The 16,955-nt window shown below is 72.5% G+C and carries 14 protein-coding genes; 10 read left to right on the top strand and 4 right to left on the bottom strand.

The window, feature by feature from the left end:
- The first annotated feature begins 650 nt into the window (after positions 1 to 650).
- Positions 651 to 3,365 (top strand): LuxR C-terminal-related transcriptional regulator, encoded by a 2,715-nt coding sequence (locus tag ACFWJ4_RS30585; RefSeq protein ID WP_380549601.1) that lies wholly within the window; start codon positions 651 to 653, stop codon positions 3,363 to 3,365.
- Positions 3,366 to 3,495: 130 nt separating this feature from the next.
- Here ACFWJ4_RS30585 and ACFWJ4_RS30580 read toward each other — a convergent pair whose 3' ends face one another.
- Positions 3,496 to 4,434 carry an aegerolysin family protein gene (locus tag ACFWJ4_RS30580; RefSeq protein WP_359905519.1) on the bottom strand — a complete coding sequence of 313 codons (939 nt, stop codon included), beginning with the start codon at positions 4,432 to 4,434 and terminating at the stop codon, positions 3,496 to 3,498.
- Between the two features lie 101 nt (positions 4,435 to 4,535).
- Complete coding sequence (locus ACFWJ4_RS30575) at positions 4,536 to 4,844, bottom strand: hypothetical protein (protein WP_380549598.1); 309 nt, start codon at positions 4,842 to 4,844, stop codon at positions 4,536 to 4,538.
- Positions 4,845 to 5,111: 267 nt separating this feature from the next.
- On the opposite strand from ACFWJ4_RS30575, the gene ACFWJ4_RS30570 reads away from it, so the two are divergent.
- Together ACFWJ4_RS30570 and ACFWJ4_RS30565 are read left to right on the top strand one after the other, a co-directional pair.
- A complete protein-coding gene (locus tag ACFWJ4_RS30570) occupies positions 5,112 to 5,360 on the top strand; it encodes a hypothetical protein (protein ID WP_380549595.1) in 249 nt (82 codons plus the stop codon).
- Complete coding sequence (locus ACFWJ4_RS30565) at positions 5,339 to 5,710, top strand: hypothetical protein (RefSeq protein WP_380549592.1); 372 nt, start codon at positions 5,339 to 5,341, stop codon at positions 5,708 to 5,710. The genes ACFWJ4_RS30570 and ACFWJ4_RS30565 overlap by 22 nt, the downstream gene beginning before the upstream one ends.
- Positions 5,711 to 6,205: 495 nt before the next feature.
- Here the strand turns inward: ACFWJ4_RS30565 and ACFWJ4_RS30560 are convergent, their stop codons facing one another.
- Positions 6,206 to 6,472 carry a hypothetical protein gene (locus ACFWJ4_RS30560; protein ID WP_380549589.1) on the bottom strand — a complete coding sequence of 89 codons (267 nt, stop codon included), beginning with the start codon at positions 6,470 to 6,472 and terminating at the stop codon, positions 6,206 to 6,208.
- A 203-nt stretch (positions 6,473 to 6,675) separates the two neighbouring features.
- On the opposite strand from ACFWJ4_RS30560, the gene ACFWJ4_RS30555 reads away from it, so the two are divergent.
- From ACFWJ4_RS30555 to ACFWJ4_RS30545, 3 genes are all read left to right on the top strand, one after another.
- Positions 6,676 to 7,101 carry a hypothetical protein gene (locus ACFWJ4_RS30555; protein WP_380549587.1) on the top strand — a complete coding sequence of 142 codons (426 nt, stop codon included), beginning with the start codon at positions 6,676 to 6,678 and terminating at the stop codon, positions 7,099 to 7,101.
- A 502-nt stretch (positions 7,102 to 7,603) separates the two neighbouring features.
- Positions 7,604 to 8,548, top strand: coding sequence for a hypothetical protein (locus ACFWJ4_RS30550; protein ID WP_380549584.1), 945 nt, complete (start codon positions 7,604 to 7,606; stop codon positions 8,546 to 8,548).
- A gap of 324 nt (positions 8,549 to 8,872) precedes the next feature.
- Entirely contained in the window at positions 8,873 to 9,781 is a 909-nt protein-coding gene (locus ACFWJ4_RS30545) for a S8 family serine peptidase (RefSeq protein ID WP_380549581.1), read from the top strand.
- A 159-nt stretch (positions 9,782 to 9,940) separates the two neighbouring features.
- On the opposite strand, the gene ACFWJ4_RS30540 is transcribed toward ACFWJ4_RS30545, so the two are convergent.
- Positions 9,941 to 11,041 carry a YncE family protein gene (locus tag ACFWJ4_RS30540; RefSeq protein ID WP_380549578.1) on the bottom strand — a complete coding sequence of 367 codons (1,101 nt, stop codon included), beginning with the start codon at positions 11,039 to 11,041 and terminating at the stop codon, positions 9,941 to 9,943.
- 143 nt (positions 11,042 to 11,184) lie between these two features.
- On the opposite strand from ACFWJ4_RS30540, the gene ACFWJ4_RS30535 reads away from it, so the two are divergent.
- The 4 genes from ACFWJ4_RS30535 (at position 11,185) to ACFWJ4_RS30520 (ending at position 16,904) form a co-directional block, all read left to right on the top strand.
- Positions 11,185 to 12,093 carry a LysR family transcriptional regulator gene (locus ACFWJ4_RS30535; RefSeq protein ID WP_380549575.1) on the top strand — a complete coding sequence of 303 codons (909 nt, stop codon included), beginning with the start codon at positions 11,185 to 11,187 and terminating at the stop codon, positions 12,091 to 12,093.
- 99 nt (positions 12,094 to 12,192) lie between these two features.
- Entirely contained in the window at positions 12,193 to 12,777 is a 585-nt protein-coding gene (locus tag ACFWJ4_RS30530; protein ID WP_380549572.1) for a hypothetical protein, read from the top strand.
- A gap of 146 nt (positions 12,778 to 12,923) precedes the next feature.
- The gene (locus ACFWJ4_RS30525; protein ID WP_380549569.1) at positions 12,924 to 14,612 is read left to right on the top strand and encodes a multicopper oxidase family protein; all 1,689 of its coding nucleotides are present in this window, start codon (positions 12,924 to 12,926) and stop codon (positions 14,610 to 14,612) included.
- A 480-nt stretch (positions 14,613 to 15,092) separates the two neighbouring features.
- The gene (locus ACFWJ4_RS30520; RefSeq protein WP_380549637.1) at positions 15,093 to 16,904 is read left to right on the top strand and encodes an amino acid transporter; all 1,812 of its coding nucleotides are present in this window, start codon (positions 15,093 to 15,095) and stop codon (positions 16,902 to 16,904) included.
- Positions 16,905 to 16,955: the final 51 nt, after the last annotated feature.

Raw genomic sequence — 16,955 nt, 5'->3', positions numbered from 1 at the left:
GGCGTTGCCCTACGACCGTGCCATGCCCGCCGGTGGGCGTGTCTACGCCCTTAGGGGTTGTTCCTCAGGGGCCGGTCCGGGACGCAGTCTCGGGTAGGGGTCCGGATGGCGTCGACTCCCCGTGAGGATTCGCCGGGTGCGTCGCGACGGACTGTCGGATATCGCCTTTCCCTTTGTGGTGGTGTCCGGCGCCGGGGCGGTGGTGACGAGGGACTCGTCGTGGGCGAAACAGTGAACTCCCGGTTCGCCCGGGCCTGTCGGGCCGGCGGTCGAAAGGCGGGCCGGGGGAATCGATCCGTCTCGGCGCGAACCGGTGGGTGCGCGGTGGCCGGCGGGTGCGGGTGGCTGTCCGCCGTCCCGGCCGTTGCCTGCGCGAGGCCGGTCCCGGATGCGGCCGGACGGGTTCGGGGTCGGTGCGCTCCGTTGTCGCGGGCGGAAAGTTCGTGCGTGAAACGTGATAAAAGCGGCTGGATCAAGCTCTGCCACAAACGTGATCGCGCCGTTTTCCGCGCGGCGAGTCGGTTCGTGCCGCTACTGGGTGAGGATCGGACCGGGAAGGGAACGTCACGGTATTCCCGCGGAAATGCGGATCCGGTGGCCGCGGGCGGCGATGCCCGGGCGGGGGAGGCGGGCCCGGGCCGGCGCCGCGGATGGACAGGACGAAGGGACGGGATCGGATGCTCCTGGAGCGCGACGAGGTTCTTGGCATGGCTGCGACAGCGGCGGCGGCCGTACGGGCGGGCAGCGGGCGCTCGGTCCTGCTCTCGGCGCCGGTGGCCGGCCGGGGGCGGACCGCCGCGTTGGAGGCGATCGTCCGGCAGCAGGCCGGCGGCGACGCCATGCGCGTCGGACGGGCGCGCGGCGTACCGGAGGAGACGGCGTTCCCGTTCGGGCTGGTCCGGCAGCTCTTCGCGGACGACGAGGCCGTTCCCTTCTCGGCACCGGGCGGACCGGACGAACAGCGGCTGTTCCACCGGCTGGTGATGCGCCTGGCCCGGTCGGCCGCCGAGCGGCCGGCGCTGCTCGCGGTGGACGACCTCCACCACGCCGACGAGCCGTCCCGGCGCTGGATCGGCTACCTCGCCCGCCGCATGGCCGACATCCCCGTGCTGCTGGTGGCCACCGAGTGCGCCGACCGGTCCGGTCCGGCCGCCTTCCCGCCCGCCACGGGAGTGTCCGTCGACCTGCACCCGCTCAGCGTGTCGGCGGTCATCCGCATCGCCCGAGCCGCGGGCCTGGACCAGAAGGCCGCCGCGACCTGCGTCGAGGCGGGTGCCGGCAACCCGGCCCTGGTGCGGGCGCTGATCGCCGACCTCGGTGACGGGCCGCTCCCTCGCCCGTCGTCCGCCCGGTCGCACAGCCGCTACCGCGACACGATCGCCGACTGGCTGCGGAGGGCGGACCCCTGCCTGCGCCACGCCTGCCTCGCCCTCGTCGTCGCGGTCGAGGAGGGGATGCCGGCCGGCCCCGTCCTCCTCCGCCGGCTCTCCGGCCTCTGCACGTCCCGGCGTCCCCCGGGCGAGCGGTCGGTGCGCCGCCTGAGCAGGCTGCTGAGCCATCCCCTCGCGAGGGAGGCCGTGCTCGCCGCCGCCGAGCCGGAGGAGGTCGCCGAACTGCACACGCGCATGGCGGAACTGCTCGACGAGAGCGGTGCGCCGGCGACGGCCGTGGCCTCCCGGCTCCTGCGGGTGGACCGGCCGAGCGAGGTGTGGATGGCCCGTTCGCTGGCCGACGCCGCCGAGGAGGCGATGCGCGCCGGCCAGGTCGCGGAGTCCGCCGCGTATCTGCGCCACGCGCTGAGCGGCCCGCTCGATCCCGACCGGCGTGCCGCCCTCTGCCTGCGCCTCGGCGCCCTGGAGCTTCCGAACAACGCGACCGCCGGCATCCGCAGACTCCACACCGGGCTGGAACTGCACACCGATCTGCGGGAACGGGCGACCGCGGCGACCGCCCTGAGCGCCGCCCTCGTCGCGGGCCGGGATCCCGACACCGCGCTGCGGGTCCTTCACCAGGTGAGCCGTGCCGCCGACGACGACGAGCTCGTCCAGGTGCTGCAGACCCTCGGCGCGCTCGTCTCCTCCCACGACGGCGACGCCTGGCGCGGCGCCGTCGCGGGCCTGCGCGCGCTGGCCCCGACGGTACCCCCGGCCATCGAGCCGCTGGTGTGCGGACTGATCACCGAGTACGAAGCCGGGGCCGGCCTCCGCTCGGCGGCCGAGGTGCTCGCCCGGGTCCGGCCGCGCCTGGCGGTGCCGGTGGACCCGCGGCTGCGGACCGCCTGGCTCGGCAGCGCGGCCACCCTGCTGCAGTGGGCGGACCGCCTGGAGGAGGCGCGTGAGCTGACCGGCCTGTGCCTGCCCGTCCCGCCCGTCCCCCCGGACCTGACGGACGTGGGTCTGCAGTGTCTGCTCAGCGTCCGGGCCGAGGCGGCGCTCTGGGCGGGGGAATTCGACCGCGTCATCGCGGAGAACGCCGCCCTGGTGGCGGCGACCGCGGGGCAGGGCGTGCGACTGCCGCATCTGGCGGCCATGGTGGCGACGGCCCTGTGCGAGACGGGCCGGCGCGCCGGGGCGTGGGACGCCGTGGCCCTCGCCGGCCCGTCCGGCAGCGACAAGTCCTGGGAGTGGAACGAACTCGGCTACACCCGGGCCCTGCTGCACGCGGCGGACGGCGACTGGCAGGCCGCCCTCGACGACTACCTGCGCTGCGGAGCCGGCCAGAGCGCCCGTGACTTCGTCAGTCCGGTCGCCACGCCGTGGCGTTCCGGGGCGGCGCTCGCCCTGGTGCGGCTCGGGCGGCGGGAGGAGGCGCGCGAACTCGCCGAGGAGGAGCTGCGCCACGCCCGGACCTGGGGCACCGCGCGTACCGTCGGCCGGGCGCTGCGGGCGTACGCCGCGACCGTGGGCGGCAGGCTGGCCCTGTGTTCGCTGACCGAGGGCGCCGAACTGCTCAGGCCGGGTTCCGCGCCCGTGGAACTCGTGGAGGTGCTGGTCGATCTCGGCCGGGCCCACCTCGAAGCGGGCAACGGCCGCAAGGGGCGTGACACGCTGCGCGAGGCGCACGCCGTGGCCCGGCGACTGGCCGCACCCGCTCCGGAGGCCGGGGGGCCGGCCGTCGTCGGCCGTCTCCTCGGCCTGACGCAGGAGGCGTTGCGCGAGGGCGGGGTGCGGAACAGGGACGGCGGACACGCCCTGACCCCCGCCGAACGGCGCGTGGCCGAACTGGCGGCGGCGGGGCACACCAACGCCCAGATCTCCTCCGCGCTCTGCCTCACCCGCCGCACCGTGGAGACGCACCTCACCAACGCCTACCGGAAGTTGCGGATCGCCCGGCGCACCCAGCTGGTGGCGGTGTTGGAGCGGTAGCAACCGGGGCGGGTCCGGGGCCGGGGCCGGGCGGGGCCGGACCCGCGGCGGGCCGGGGACCGCGCCGCCCCCGCCCGGGGTGCGGATGCACCCGGCCCGGACGGGGGCGGCGCCGGTTCATGCGGTGCGATCAGGACTTCGACAGGGTGAAGGAGACCGCGGCGTTGTCACCGCCGCCCCCCTGCCAGGTGCACTTGTACCCGGCCGGTGCCTCGCAGCTGTAGCTGTTGCTGCCGGTGTAGGGGTTGTTCCAGTGCACCTTCACCTTGTTCTGCTCCCCGAGCACGTCGAAGGTGACGTCGCCCTCCGTGCCGGTCATGAAGCCGTCCGACTCGCTCGCCCACTTCGCGGTGATACCGGACTGGACCATGGACGGGGGCATCCCGCCGTCCGACCAGATCCCCCACTGCAGGCTCGCGCCGGAGCGGGTGAGCAGCTTGCCGGAGTTGTTGGTCAGGTTGACGGACGTGCTCCGGGCGGCGGAGAGGAGGCTGGGCGACTCCGCGGCGGCCGGGGACGCGGCGGCCAGGGACGCGCGCCCGATGCTGAACGTCACCGAGGTGTTGTCCCCGCTGCCACCGCTCCGGGAGCAGGTGTAGCCGTACGGGACGGAGCAGCTGTAGTCGTTGCTGCCCCAGTAGGGGTTGTTCCAGTGCAGCTTGACCTCGCCGCCGTCGGCGAGCGTGTAGGTGATGTTCCCCTCGGTCCCGGTCGCGAAGCCGCAGGACTCGCTCTGCCAGCTGGCCGACTTGGTGTTGGGGACGTAGTCGGACGGCAGCATGTCGTTCGTCCAGCAGCCGTGGTCGAGCTTCTCCCACGTCTTGGTCAGGCCGGACCCGCTGTTGTTGGAGAGGGTGACCTTCGTGGAACGGTCCGCGGTGATCCGCGGCACGCTCGCCGACTCGCTCTCGGCGGCCGGGCGCTGTGCCGCGGACGCCTGCGGCCCGGTCTGTCCGGCCGCGGCCTGGGCGGACGGGGCGAGGGCGACCGCTCCGGCCGCCATCAGCAGGGCGGTGAGGGCGCCGGCGGCCGTGCGGCCCAGACCGGTGATGGACGTCGTACGCTGCATGGGTCTACCAACTCTCTTCGAGGCCGGGCGAGCGGACGTGTCTCACGCTCGCCGTGTTTCCATCCGGAGGGCGTCACGGCTCGATGCCGGCGCCGGGGGAATCACTGGATGTAGAGGTCCCACCGGTACGCGCCGTCGACCACGACCTGCTCGATCTTGTCCTTGATGGCGCTTCCGAGGCCGTAGAGCACCCAGTACGCCGCCTGCGCCGCCACGAACGATTCGTACCGGCCGGCATAGCGCCAGATCTCGATCGCCTGCGTCGAGGCGCCTTCCTGGACGGCGGGCGTCGCGGCGGTGTGTGCCGGGGCGGGGGAGGCCGCGGCGGCGTAGGCCTGGGCGGTGCCGCCGACGAGAACCGCGGCGGCGAGAGCGGCGCAGAGCGAAGCCGCGCGAATTCGCCTGTTCATGACAAGTCCCTCCTGGTGTTCCACGTGAACGGCCGGTCACCCGTGGCGGATCGGTCCCGCCCCGGCCCGGCCGTGGGGTGCGGTGGTGGTCACAGACTGGCACGCGGCCGCCACGCTCGGGCATCGTGGAAAACCGCGAACTTGGCACGGAGCGCGCCGCCCCCGGCCTCCGGCGCGGATGGGCACGGGCCGGCGCGGATGGGCGCTGGCCGGGGCGGATGGGTGTGGGCCGGGGCCGCCTGTCCCGCACGACAGGCCCCGGGCCCTTTGCCCGTCGCCGGCAGCACCGAACGCCAGGAGATCACGGATGCGCTGGCGAGCGCCCTGGACCGGCTCGCCTACCTGGCCGCGACCGTCGTGATCACCGCGCCGGACGGGATGGGCGGGGGCGGCAAGACCGCGCCGGCCGTGCACCGGGCCCACCGGGTCGCCGAGCGGTTCCCCGACGGGCGCCTGTACTTCAACCTGCGGGGCTTCGACCGGGCAGCCCGCCCGTGGATCCGGCCGAGGCGCTGACCGTGCTGCTGGTCGCCCTCGGCGAACCCGCCGGGAACACCGACGAGGACCAGCTACGCCGGATCTGGGGCGTCGCGCACACCAACCGGCTCTGCACCTCCCGGCAGGGCTTGGCGCAGGACGAGATCGAGATCCTGTGCATCGCCCTCGGTGCACCCGCCCGTCTCGGCCCGCGTGACGAGGTCGTCGGGGCCCGCCTCGGCCTGGCCCCGGTCTACGCCCAGAGCGGCCACCAAGCCCAGGCCGATGCCCAACATCTGCCGATCCTGGGCGAGTTGCCGGCTCTGGCTACGGAGCTTCGGGGGGCACAGCGAGGGACGGCGGCGGTGGGCGGGGGAGGCACACGGTGATCACCGGCCTCGTGCGGGTGAACGTCCTTCCAATCGCCGCGCGTCACGAGTGCCGCCGAGGGCCGTGGACCGGGTGAGGCCGGCGGCGTACCAGCCGAGAGCGACCTGCCCGCCGTCCGGTAGCCGCCCCGGCCGGCCGAGCCGGTACACCTCCTCCCGCGGTGTGCGGTGGTTGGCCAGTGCTTCCCGAGGGTGCCCGTGTTTGGCCATTGGGAGTGCGGCCGGGAAGATGTTCCAGGCGTGCGCGACGGCTTGACGATCCGTGCACAGCCCGCCCGGCCGGGGGAGTGTGACGTACGCCTACTGTCCGGTAGCCGACCGCGGCCGACACCGGGGCGATCGACCGGACCGCCCGTGCGGTGGCCGCCCAGGAGACGATTGCCACCGTGAAGAAGCCCAGCGGCATGGGCGAGGCGATGGGGCGCAGGTTGATGCGGGTGATCGACCGGAGGTCCGGTTCGAATCGGCCTGGACCTCTACCAGTTGATCCGAGAGCTATGCATTCCCCAGGCAGATGCGCTCATCCTCCTTGCAGCTCTCATAGCAGACGCTCCACTCTCCGTACCCCCGATATTCCAGAACTTCTTCACAGGATTTCGCGCACCTCTCGAAGCCTCCCTCGCACTGGTTGATCCGTTGCAGTTCGGCCTTGGTGAACATGGGCGCGATCCGATCGCTATCAGTGCCACCCTGCGGGCCCATCGCGTATGCGGTGGAGCGCTGGTAGACGGACATCTCGGCCTGGAAACCAGGTATGGCCATGATGACGCTCCTGTCTCGTGGTCCGGTCACAGAATCCACTGACCACCGTTCCGCCGGAATTTCCCGCGTCAAAAATTGTCGTCCGAACGGATCCCGGAACTCACTGTCAAGCCTACGCTCCCGTCTCCGGTCCGGACTCTCGTACGGCTCGCTCCGGCTCGACTCCTCGGTAGAAGCCCAAGGGCTGTCCTGTGATCCCGTCCGTGTTACGTGATCTTGCGTGTATCGCCGGTTCCGGCATGGAGCTTTCCGTGGAACGGGGCGCCGAGTTGAGGAAGTTGGCGAATGATCCGGAAGCGCCCGGGGGCGTGGCCGCGCGGGTCCGGATCGTGCTGTGGTCGGGCGAGGGGCGGCGGCGCAAGGACAATGCCGAGTTGCTCGGGGTGTCGCTGCCGGATCGTGGACCGCTGGAAGGCCCGATGTTCCCGGCGAAAGGTGCCGACGTGGTCGGCCTCTACCTCGCCCCGCCCGGTGGCGTGGTCGTGTCCGAGTCCCGAGGTGCCAACCGGGTCGAGTCGGAGGAGGCTGGGAGATGGCACATGACCGGGGCTTCCCAGCGGAATTGCAGCGGCACCCGCTCGAAGGGCACGGTTGCCGGGTTCACGGAACCTGAGAACCCTGGGGTCTGAGCGCCCGAGCATGAGCATGTGCATCGCTGAGCACTGTCCATTTCTTGCACCGCCCGCGGTCGGCCGCCCGGCGCGACCGCGCGCCGCCGGAGCGGCGAGAGTCGAGAGTGAGGGAGGCGAGGGCGACGGCCAGGAAAGAGAAGCGGGGCGGCGCCGCACGGGACGGCGAGATCCGGCAGCGTCGGGTGCACATCCCCGGGTTCGTCCCGGACGAGGAGATCGGACTCGGCGACGCCATCAAACGCGTGACGTACACGATCGGGATCAAGCGACCTTGCAGCGGTTGCGATCAGCGCGCGGCCGCGCTCAACCGGCGGCTGGTGCTGTCGAGGAGGTCAAGTCGCAGAGCGTGACCCCGAATTCTGCAGCTGGCATCTATTGGGCCGGAAAATTGGGCCGGAAACTCAAATGCTCCAGGCGACTCGCACGACGGTGGCGTGCCGTCGGGCAGGAGCCCAAGCCCTTCGGGTCAATGGGCGTCCTCTCACTCTAGGAGTAGCTGATGGAGCAGGACTGCACGGACCCGGTGAACGGCCTGCCGGCGGACGAGCCTGATCAGCCAGAACTGGCCGAGGACGCTGCCTCTTATGCCCCGGCGTCGAACTGCGACTGTTGCGGAGAAGCGCGAGCTGCTGGAGGTGCGTCGGTGCGTGGGGATTCTGCTCCCGAGCCGGCTGATCCCTCCTACGTGTACGTGCTGGGCCAGATCGACTTCCGGTTCCCAAGCCTGGGGATCGAGAAGGAAATCGCTCAGAACGCGGGGCGCACCACAACCGTCGATCTGACTGACCGGCAGGCTCTCTGTCATATTGTCTCGCAGCCCGAGAATCGATACCTTGCACGGCAGTTGTGCTATGTGCTGCGCGTTCAGGGGATCGAAACGTATATTCTCCGGCCGCGTGACCCCGTCGAGTTCGATCTCCTGGTCGACGCCGTTCGCCCGGAACCACGCTCCACCGACCTGGACGTCGTCATCGGCACCCGCGGGCCGCTCGCTCCGCCCGGACTCTGCAACGGACTGACGATCCCTGTCGTGGACTTCGATCAGATCTACTCGTTCAACGGCGAGGAGCTGGTGAGAGCGATCGACCGGCCTGAGCAGATGACTGCCGAGCAGTTCGAGCCGGCCTCCTACGATCTGCTGCGCAGGGTCATGCAACTCGGCGACAACGCCGGCAACACCGACGAGCATCGCGCCCTGAACTATCTTGCGGTCCGATATCCGCGAATCTACGAGAAGACAGTGGAGGCCTACGCCGCGGAATGCTCGCTGAGTGCGGTGGGCTTTCGTGAATCCCGGCTGAGTGGAACTCGCAGAATTATCGATGTCCTGATTTCCTACACAGGTCGACGGACGGATGTCACGGAGAAGTTCTTCGTGCGGGTGGATGTCACCGAGGAGTTCCCCTTCCTCGTCACCAAGCTGTCGCCCTACTACGACCGCTGAGCTGTGTCGGCAACGTCCCCCCCAAGAGGTGAGCGAGCATGAGGATTCCGGGTTTCACCGCCGAATCAGCGGTCTACCGGACGCGCAGTCACTACCGTCCTGCGCGGTACGGCTCCTTGACAAGTCACCGCATCGTGCCGCAACACGGCGCCATTGACCTGCCGCTCTGTCAGGTGGAGTGCCGGGTGGAATGCCAGGACTCCTGTCGGCGGGGCTCCTGGACCGAGGGTTGCAGGCAGTGCCGGAGGACCTGCATGCACCTCTGCATGTCCGACTCCCTCTCCTGATCCGACAGCGGAACGAACCACCACCCGGGATGGCGCGATGGCAAGCCCGTTGGACCTGGTCAGGCTCACTCCGTTGATGGCGCGCGGCGCGGGCAGGCCGGAAGTCACAGTGGCGCTGATCGACGGTTTCGTGGCCGTCGACCATCCGAGTCTTACTGGTCAACGAATAGTCGTACTGCGCGGAGCCGGGCGCAGCGAAGGCGGTGGTGAATGCGGCAGGGCCGGCGGCGGCCCCTCGTGCTGGCACGGCACGTTCGTCGCCGGCGTCCTGAGCGCCGGGCGGTCCTCGGTGGCGCCCGGAATCTGTCCTGGCTGCACGCTGCTGGTACGCCCGGTCTTCGCGGCGGAGCTCCCCGGTTGCAGGGCGGCGCGCGGTGCGCGGGTGGAAGAACTCGCTGCTGCCATCCTGGAATCGGTGGAAGGCGGCGCCCGAGTGCTGAATCTGAGCGTTGCGCCCGAGCGGCCCTCCAGTGTGGGGCACCGAGAGTTGGAAGGGGCGCTGGACCACGCCGCGAACCGGGGGGTGATCGTGGTCGTCGCGGCGGGGAACCAGGGTGTGCTGGGCACGTCTGCGATCACCCGACATCCTTGGACGATTCCGGTGATTGCGTATGACAGGCGAGGGAGGCCGATGAACCTGTCGAACCTGGGGGGCTCGATCGGCGCCCGCGGCGTCGGCGGGCCGGGAGAAGGCATTGTGAGCCTTGGGGTCGGTGACAGTCCGCTCACCATCACGGGTACGAGCGCCGCCACTCCGTTCGTTGCCGGTACCGTCGCGCTGTTGATGTCGGAGTTCCCCAGTGCGCCGGCGACCGACGTGCGGCTGGCTGTCACACGCGCCGGCTCCTCGTTGCGGAGAACGGTGGTTCCACCGCTGCTCGACGCCTGGGCCGCCTACACCACCTTGCTGGCTGCGCACCGCCGCCGTAGCGCTCCGGCGGCGTAGCGCCCTCGGGCGACCGGGCCACGCAGCCTCGCCCGGCCGGACCAGTGCTTTGAGGCGACTGGGCGGACAGTGCGGCGATAGCTGGCCGCCGCCAACACGGCGATCCTCAGGGCGCGGTCCGGGTCCGTCCCGGCGGTCACCTCGCGGCCGCTCGGGGGTTCACTCGGCGCGGGGGAGGTAGGCCAGGCCGTGGGCGCCCGGGTCGGCGAGCTTGGGGACGGTCAGGCGGGAGACGGGGGTGAGGGTGGCCAGGTCGATGACGTCGACGGTGGAGGAGACGACGCCGGCGACGTAGGCGAGGCCGCCGTCCGGGGAGGAGGTGATGGTGAGGGGGAAGAGGCCCACCTCGACGGAGCCGAGGCGGCGGTGGTCGTCGGTGGCGAACACGGTGAGGCGGCCCGGGAGTTGGCGCCCCAGGGCGGAGCCGGGGGCGGGGGTCGACCGGACTTCGCCGGCCAGGAGCAGGCCGGTCGAGGTGAGGTGGACCGGCAGGGCCGGGGAGTCCGTCGGGAGGACGGCCGTGACGGTCGCGGTCGGGACGTCGATGACGCGGATGCCCGGCGCCGCGGCGGGGGCGGCGGAGGCGGAGAAGTACGGGCCGGCGGCGTAGACCCGGGTGCCGTCGGGGGAGACGGCCAGGCCCTCGCTGCCGGGGACCTCCACCTTGGCGGTCAGCGTGCCCCGTTCGAGGTCCACCACCGAGACGAAGGGTGCCTCCTTGTTGGTGGCGAAGCCGGTCCGGCCGTCCGGGGAGACGGCGAACCAGTGCGGGCCGGGGGCGTCGGTGTCGATCCGGCCGAGCGGGCGGCGGGTCGCGGTGTCGATGACCACGACCCCGCCGGGGCGGTCCTCGCCGCCCTCCACGCTGACGTAGAGGCGGCCCCGGGCGGTGTCCAGTGCCAGCCCGTGCGGGCCGTGCTCGGGGGCGAGGTCGATCACCTCGACGATCCGGCGGGTGTCGGCGTCGATGACGGTCAGCTCGGTGCGGCGGCCGCTGTTGGCGTGGTAGTAGCCCGAGTGGTACGCGCTGCTGCACCAGAGCAGCCGCTGGGTCGGGTCGAAGCACAACTCGTGCGGCTCGGCGAGGACTTGGAGGGTGTCGAGGTGCCGGTCGGTGGCGGCGTCGAAGAACGAGACGGTCGGGCCGCTCTGGCTGACGACGGCGAGGACGTCGCCGGCGCGGGCGGCGCGGGCGGCGCGGGCGGCGCGGGCGGCGCGGGCGGCACGGGAGGTGCGGGCGGTGCGGGAGGGCTGGGACACGAGGGCTCCGAGGGGCGATCGAGGAGTGACAGGTGATCACCTGTCGTCTCCACCTTCGGGGCCGGTGCCGGCGGGAACAATGCAAGGATCGGCATCGGATAGTTGCGCGGAACGCAAAGACACAGCTCAGGAGCGTGTGATCGATGGACCTCAACCTGCTGCGGGCCCTGGACGCCCTGCTCCAGGAGAACAGCGTGACCCGTGCGGCCGAGCGGCTCGGCACCTCGCCGGCAGCGGTCAGCCGGATGCTGGCCCGGCTGCGCCGCGCCGTCGAGGACCCGCTGCTGGTGCGCGCCGGGCAGGGACTCGTCCCGACTCCGCGGGCGCTCGAACTGCGGGAGGAGGTGGGCGCGTTGCTGCGCGGCTGCGACGGCGTGCTGCGGCCCGGCGCCGGGTTCGACCCCGTGCACCTCGACCGCACCTTCACGGTGCAGGCCGGTGAGCTGATGCTGGTGCGGACGGCCGGCGCGCTCGTCGAGCGGATGCGGGCCGAGGCGCCGCGGGTGGACGTGGTGTTCCTGCCGGAGACCCTGGAGGGCGGCCCGGCGCTGCGGCAGGGCCTGGTGGACGTCGAGCTCGGCGTGCTCGGCCACCTGGACCCCGAGGTCCGCACCCGTCGGCTGATGAGCGTCCCGCTGGTCGGTCTCGCCCGCGGCGGCCACCCGCTGTTCGACGGCCGCCGGATCACCGCCCGTCGCTTCGCCGCCGCCGACCACATCGGCGTCTCCCGGCGCGGCAAGCGCCTCGGCCCGATCGACACCGCGCTGGCCGGGCTCGGGCTGAAGCGCAGGGTGGCGGTCGTCGTGCCGAGCCACACCGGTGCGATGCTGCTGGCCCGGGACAGCGACCTGGTCACCCTCGTCCCGGCGGACTGGCTGCCGGACACCATCGCCGCGCTGGGCCTGCGCACCTTCCCGATCCCGCTCGAACTCGCCCCGCTGGAGCTGGGGATGGCCTGGCACCCGCGCAACGCGGCCGATCCGGGCCACCGCTGGTTCCGCGAGCACGTGGCGGCGGCGGTGCTGGGCGCGGACCCACGCGCCACGGAGTGAACAGGAGGGCGGGCGGCGCGGCCCGGCCCGGCCGACGGCGTAAGGTCGGGATACCCTGCGGGGGTACGACTGGCGGGCGTCGCGGACGGGAGGCGGAGGATGGCGCGGTTGCGGCCGTTCGGTCCGCCGGTGCCGTGGGCCCTGCGCCTGCTGCTGCTCGCCGCGCTGCTGCTCGGCGTCGTGACCATGCACACGCTCGGCCATCCGGGCGGCGGGCACGGCGGGTCCGCCGGACAGAGCGAACACAGCGGACAGAGCGGAGCGAGCGGCCACGGCGGGCAGAGCGGCCACGGCGGGCGCGAGGGCGCCGGGATGCAGGCCCCGGTGTTGCCGCACCCGTCGGGCGCCGTCCACCACGGACCGGCCGCCGAGCCCGCCCCCGTCCACCTCGCCCCGGTCCACCCCGCCGCCGACCACCTCGCCCCCGTCCACCGGGCCGCCTCCGCGGTCGGCACCGTCGGCACCCACGACCCCGCCGCCCCCGGCGGCATGGACCCGATGGCGGTCTGCCTCGCCGTCCTGGCCGGCTGGACCCTGGTGCTGCTCCTCGCCGGCCCGCTGCTGCGCCGCAGCGGCGACGCCGCCGCCGAGGTACGGGCCCGGCTGCTGCGGGCCCTTCGCGCGCTGCCCCCGCCCGGAGGCGGGCGGATCCTCCTCACCCGGCTTTCGGTGCTGCGTCAGTAGGCGCGCGCCCGCCGTTCCGTGCCCGCGCCCGCTCGGGAGCGCCCGCGCGCACCTCCATGTGCCCGCTCGCGCCCCGCGGCGCCCGCGCACGGAACGGCCGACGCGACGCCCTGTACACCCACCCACCGCACGAGGTGCACTCCGCCATGCGCACACCCACCCGTCGTACCGTCCTCGGCGCCGCGCTCGCCGCCGCCGGGACCGGCCTGCTCGCCGCCTGCTCCTCCGACCCCATGCAGGGCATGGACCACGCGTCCATGAACCACGGCTCCACCACCGGAGCGACCGGAGCGACCGGCCCGAGCGGCTCGGCCGGCCCGTCCGCCGCCCCGGCCGGCTACCTCGCCCCGAACGGCCCCGAGGTCGCCGCCGCCGAGGCCGCGCGAAACCCCGGCCCGGAGCGCAGGATCGCGCTCACCGCCACCGAGGCCACCCTCGACCTCGGCGGCCGCACCGTCCGCAGCTGGGTGTACGGCGACCGGCTGCCCGGCCAGGAGGTGCGCGCCACCCTCGGCGACACCCTCGCCGTCACCCTGGCCAACCACCTGCCGCAGGCCACCTCGCTGCACTGGCACGGCCTCGCCCTGCGCAACGACATGGACGGCGTGCCGGGTGTGACCCAGGCCGACATCAGGCCCGGCGGCTCGTTCGAGTACCGCTTCGCGCTCTCCCACCCGGGCACGTACTGGTTCCACCCGCACTCCGGCGTCCAGCAGGACCGCGGCCTGTACGCGCCGCTGATCGTCGAGGACCCCAGGGAGCCGCTGGCCTACGACAAGGAGTGGGTCGTCGTCCTGGACGACTGGGTGGACGGCGTCGACGGCAGCACCCCGGACGCCGTCCTCGCCGAACTCGCCAAGGGCATGGGAGGGATGGACCACTCGGGCGGCTCCGGACACGACATGCCGGGTATGCCGGGAATGTCGGGGATGCCGGGCCACGACATGCCGGGGACGCCGGGGACGCCGGGGACGCCCGGGACGGGAGGCGCCCCGAGCGGCACGGCCCCCGGCCGGATGCTGATGGGCGCCCGGAGCCCGCTGCTGGGCGGTGACGCCGGCGACGTCGCCTACCCGTTCCACCTGGTCAACGGAAGGCTCGCCACCGCGCCCGAGACCTTCGCCGCCAAACCCGGCGACCGGATCCGGATCCGCCTGATCAACGCGGGCGGCGACACCGCCTACCGGGTCGCCCTCGGCGGCCACGAGCTGACCGTCACCCACACCGACGGCTTCCCGGTCGAACCGGCCACCACCCAGGCGCTGCTGCTCGGCATGGGCGAGCGCTACGACGTGCTGGTCACCGCCGGGGACGGCGTCTTCCCGCTGACCGCGCTGGCCGAGGGCAAGAACGCCACCGCCCTGGCCGTGCTGCGCACCGGCGGCGGTGCCGCCCCCGAGGCCGCCGTCCGCCCGGCCGAGCTGGACGGCCGGCTGGTCACCGCCGGGCAGCTCAGGGCGGCCCCGGGTGTACGGCTGCCCGCCAGGGCGCCGGACCGCACGGTGAGGCTGGAGCTCACCGGGGGGATGGCGAAGGCCGACTGGGGATTCAACGGCCGCAGGTACGACCCGGCGCAGCGCCATCCGGTGGCGGCGGGCGAGCGGGTGCGGCTGGAGTTCCGCAACAGCACCACCATGTGGCACCCCGTCCACCTGCACGGCCACAGCTTCGCGCTGCCCGGCGACGGCCCGCGCAAGGACACCGCGGTCGTGCTGCCGGGCGCGACCCTGGCGGTCGACTTCGACGCGGACAACCCGGGTCTGTGGATGGTGCACTGCCACAACGTCTACCACGCGGAGACGGGCATGATGACCGTCCTCGGTTACCGGGCCTGACCCGGGGCTCCCCCCCCTGAGGAAGGGGACGCCGGACTTGACCCCCGAAATGACCCCGAACCGGCGGAACGGTTCGGGGTCATTTCCTCCCCGGCACCCGTCCGGTCGCACCGTGCCACCCCGTGCCACCTCGGCCACCCGCGCCGACCTGCGCCGTCATGACGTTTTCTTAACGCGGCCCGATGACGGATCCTTAACGGCCGTCGCATAGCGTTTCGCACGGCCGTCGCCCGACGGCGTTTTACGGGGTCTTTAAACAAGAGGTGCAAGGTGGTTTCGTCGGGTACGACGGGGACGGCGGAGACGGACGCGCCGTCGGCGCGAATACGCCTCCGCAGCTGGCTGCTGGAGGACGTGACCGCGGAGAAGCCCGCGCAGCCGACCGCGGCGGAGGGCGCCCCGGAGGCGTCGCCCGAGGGCCCGGCGGCGGGGGACTCCGCCGGGCACGGTGCCCAGGCCGGCCAGCGCTGGTGGCGGGTGATGTGCCTGACCGGCCTGGACTACTTCTCGACGCTCGGCTACCAGCCGGGCATCGCCGCCCTCGCCGCGGGCGTGCTGTCGCCGATCGCCACCATCGTGCTGGTGGTGGTCACCCTGCTGGGCGCGCTGCCGGTCTACCGGCGGGTGGCCAAGGAGAGCCCGCACGGCGAGGGCTCGATCGCGATGCTGGAGCGGCTGCTGTCGTTCTGGAAGGGCAAGCTGTTCGTCCTCGCGCTGCTCGGCTTCGCGGCCACGGACTTCCTGATCACCATCACCCTGTCCGCCGCCGACGCGAGCGCGCACCTGGTGGAGAACCCGCACCTGACCGGCTTCCTCGGCGGCAAGCAGGTGGTGATCACGCTGGTCCTGGTGGCGCTGCTCGGCGCGGTCTTCCTCAAGGGCTTCAGCGAGGCGATCGGCCTGGCGGTGTTCCTGGTCGGGACCTACCTGGTGCTGAACGTGGTCGTGGTGGCCGTCGGCCTCTGGAAGATCATCGAGGCGCCGCACGTGGTCACCGACTGGTCGCACGCGCTGACCCTCCAGCACGGCAACCCGATCGTCATGGTCGGCGTGGCCCTGGTGACCTTCCCGAAGCTGGCGCTCGGCCTGTCCGGCTTCGAGACCGGTGTCGCCGTGATGCCGCACATCAAGGGCGACCCGACCGACACCGAGGCCGACCCGGCCGGCCGGATCCGCGGCACCCGCAAGCTGCTGACCACCTCCGCCGTGATCATGAGCGTCTTCCTGATCACCACCAGCTTCATCACCACGCTGCTCATCCCGGCCGACCAGTTCAAGCCCGGCGGCGACGCCAACGGCCGCGCCCTGGCGTTCCTGGCGCACGAGTACCTGGGCGGCGCCTTCGGCAGCGTCTACGACCTCTCCACCATCGCGATCCTCTGGTTCGCCGGCGCCTCCGCCATGGCGGGCATGCTCAACCTGCTGCCCCGCTACCTGCCGCGCTACGGCATGGCCCCGCACTGGGCGCGCGCGGTGCGGCCGATGGTGATCGTGCTGACCCTGATCGGCTTCCTGGTCACCTGGATCTTCGACGCGAACGTGGACGCCCAGGGCGGCGCGTACGCGACCGGCGTGCTGGTGCTGATCAGCTCCGCCGCCATCGCGGTGACCATCGCCGCCTACCGCAAGCGCGAGCGCGGCTGGACCGTCGCCTTCGCGGTCATCTCGGCGATCTTCCTCTACACCACCGTGCTGAACGTGCTGGAGCGGCCGGACGGTCTGAAGATCGGTGCCTGCTTCATCGCCGGGATCATCCTGGTCTCGCTGCTCTCCCGGCTGCGCCGCGCCTTCGAGCTGCGCGTCACCAACGTGGCCATGGACGATGTGGCGGAACGTTTCATCAGGGACTACGCGCACCGCCCGCTGCGACTGATCGCCAACGAGCCGAGCCACCGCGACGTCGCCGAGTACCGCGACAAGATCCGCCAGATCCGCGCCGACAACGACATCCCCGGCGAGGACGACCTGGTCTTCGTCGAGGTGACCGTCCGCGACGCCTCCGACTTCGAGGCCGAGCTCACCGTGCGCGGAGAGGTGCTGCACGGCCGCTACCGGGTGCTCACCCTGGAGAGCTCCAGCATCCCGAACGCGCTCGCCGCGCTGGCGCTGAACATCCGGGACCGCACCGGGCAGCAGCCGCACCTCTACTTCGAGTGGACCGAGGGCAGCCCCTTCGCCCAGTTCCTGCGGTTCTTCCTGTTCGGGCAGGGCGAGGTCGCGCCGGTCACCCGCGAGGTGCTGCGCGAGGCCGAGCCGGACCGCTCGCGCCGCCCGCGCGTGCACGTCGGCTGACCGGGGCCGTTCGCCCTGTCCGACGCGCCGACGGCCCGCCCGCTCCGAGTG

Origin of the sequence: Kitasatospora sp. NPDC127067 (assembly GCF_042724755.1) — a bacterium.
GTDB classification, from domain to species: Bacteria; Actinomycetota; Actinomycetes; order Streptomycetales; family Streptomycetaceae; genus Kitasatospora; species Kitasatospora lactacystinica.
Note: the sequence above shows the minus strand (reverse complement) of the source record. Positions and strands in the feature narration are given on the sequence as shown.

Excerpts from the sequence above, each read along its gene's own strand:
- ACFWJ4_RS30585 (WP_380549601.1), top strand. The coding sequence starts at position 651 with ATGGACAGGACGAAGGGACGGGATCGGATGCTCCTGGAGCGCGACGAG.
- ACFWJ4_RS30580 (WP_359905519.1), bottom strand. The coding sequence starts at position 4,434 with ATGCAGCGTACGACGTCCATCACCGGTCTGGGCCGCACGGCCGCCGGC.
- ACFWJ4_RS30575 (WP_380549598.1), bottom strand. The coding sequence starts at position 4,844 with ATGAACAGGCGAATTCGCGCGGCTTCGCTCTGCGCCGCTCTCGCCGCC.
- ACFWJ4_RS30560 (WP_380549589.1), bottom strand. The coding sequence starts at position 6,472 with ATGGCCATACCTGGTTTCCAGGCCGAGATGTCCGTCTACCAGCGCTCC.
- ACFWJ4_RS30550 (WP_380549584.1), top strand. The coding sequence starts at position 7,604 with ATGGAGCAGGACTGCACGGACCCGGTGAACGGCCTGCCGGCGGACGAG.
- ACFWJ4_RS30545 (WP_380549581.1), top strand. The coding sequence starts at position 8,873 with ATGGCAAGCCCGTTGGACCTGGTCAGGCTCACTCCGTTGATGGCGCGC.
- ACFWJ4_RS30535 (WP_380549575.1), top strand. The coding sequence starts at position 11,185 with ATGGACCTCAACCTGCTGCGGGCCCTGGACGCCCTGCTCCAGGAGAAC.
- ACFWJ4_RS30530 (WP_380549572.1), top strand. The coding sequence starts at position 12,193 with ATGGCGCGGTTGCGGCCGTTCGGTCCGCCGGTGCCGTGGGCCCTGCGC.
- ACFWJ4_RS30525 (WP_380549569.1), top strand. The coding sequence starts at position 12,924 with ATGCGCACACCCACCCGTCGTACCGTCCTCGGCGCCGCGCTCGCCGCC.
- ACFWJ4_RS30520 (WP_380549637.1), top strand. The coding sequence starts at position 15,093 with ATGTGCCTGACCGGCCTGGACTACTTCTCGACGCTCGGCTACCAGCCG.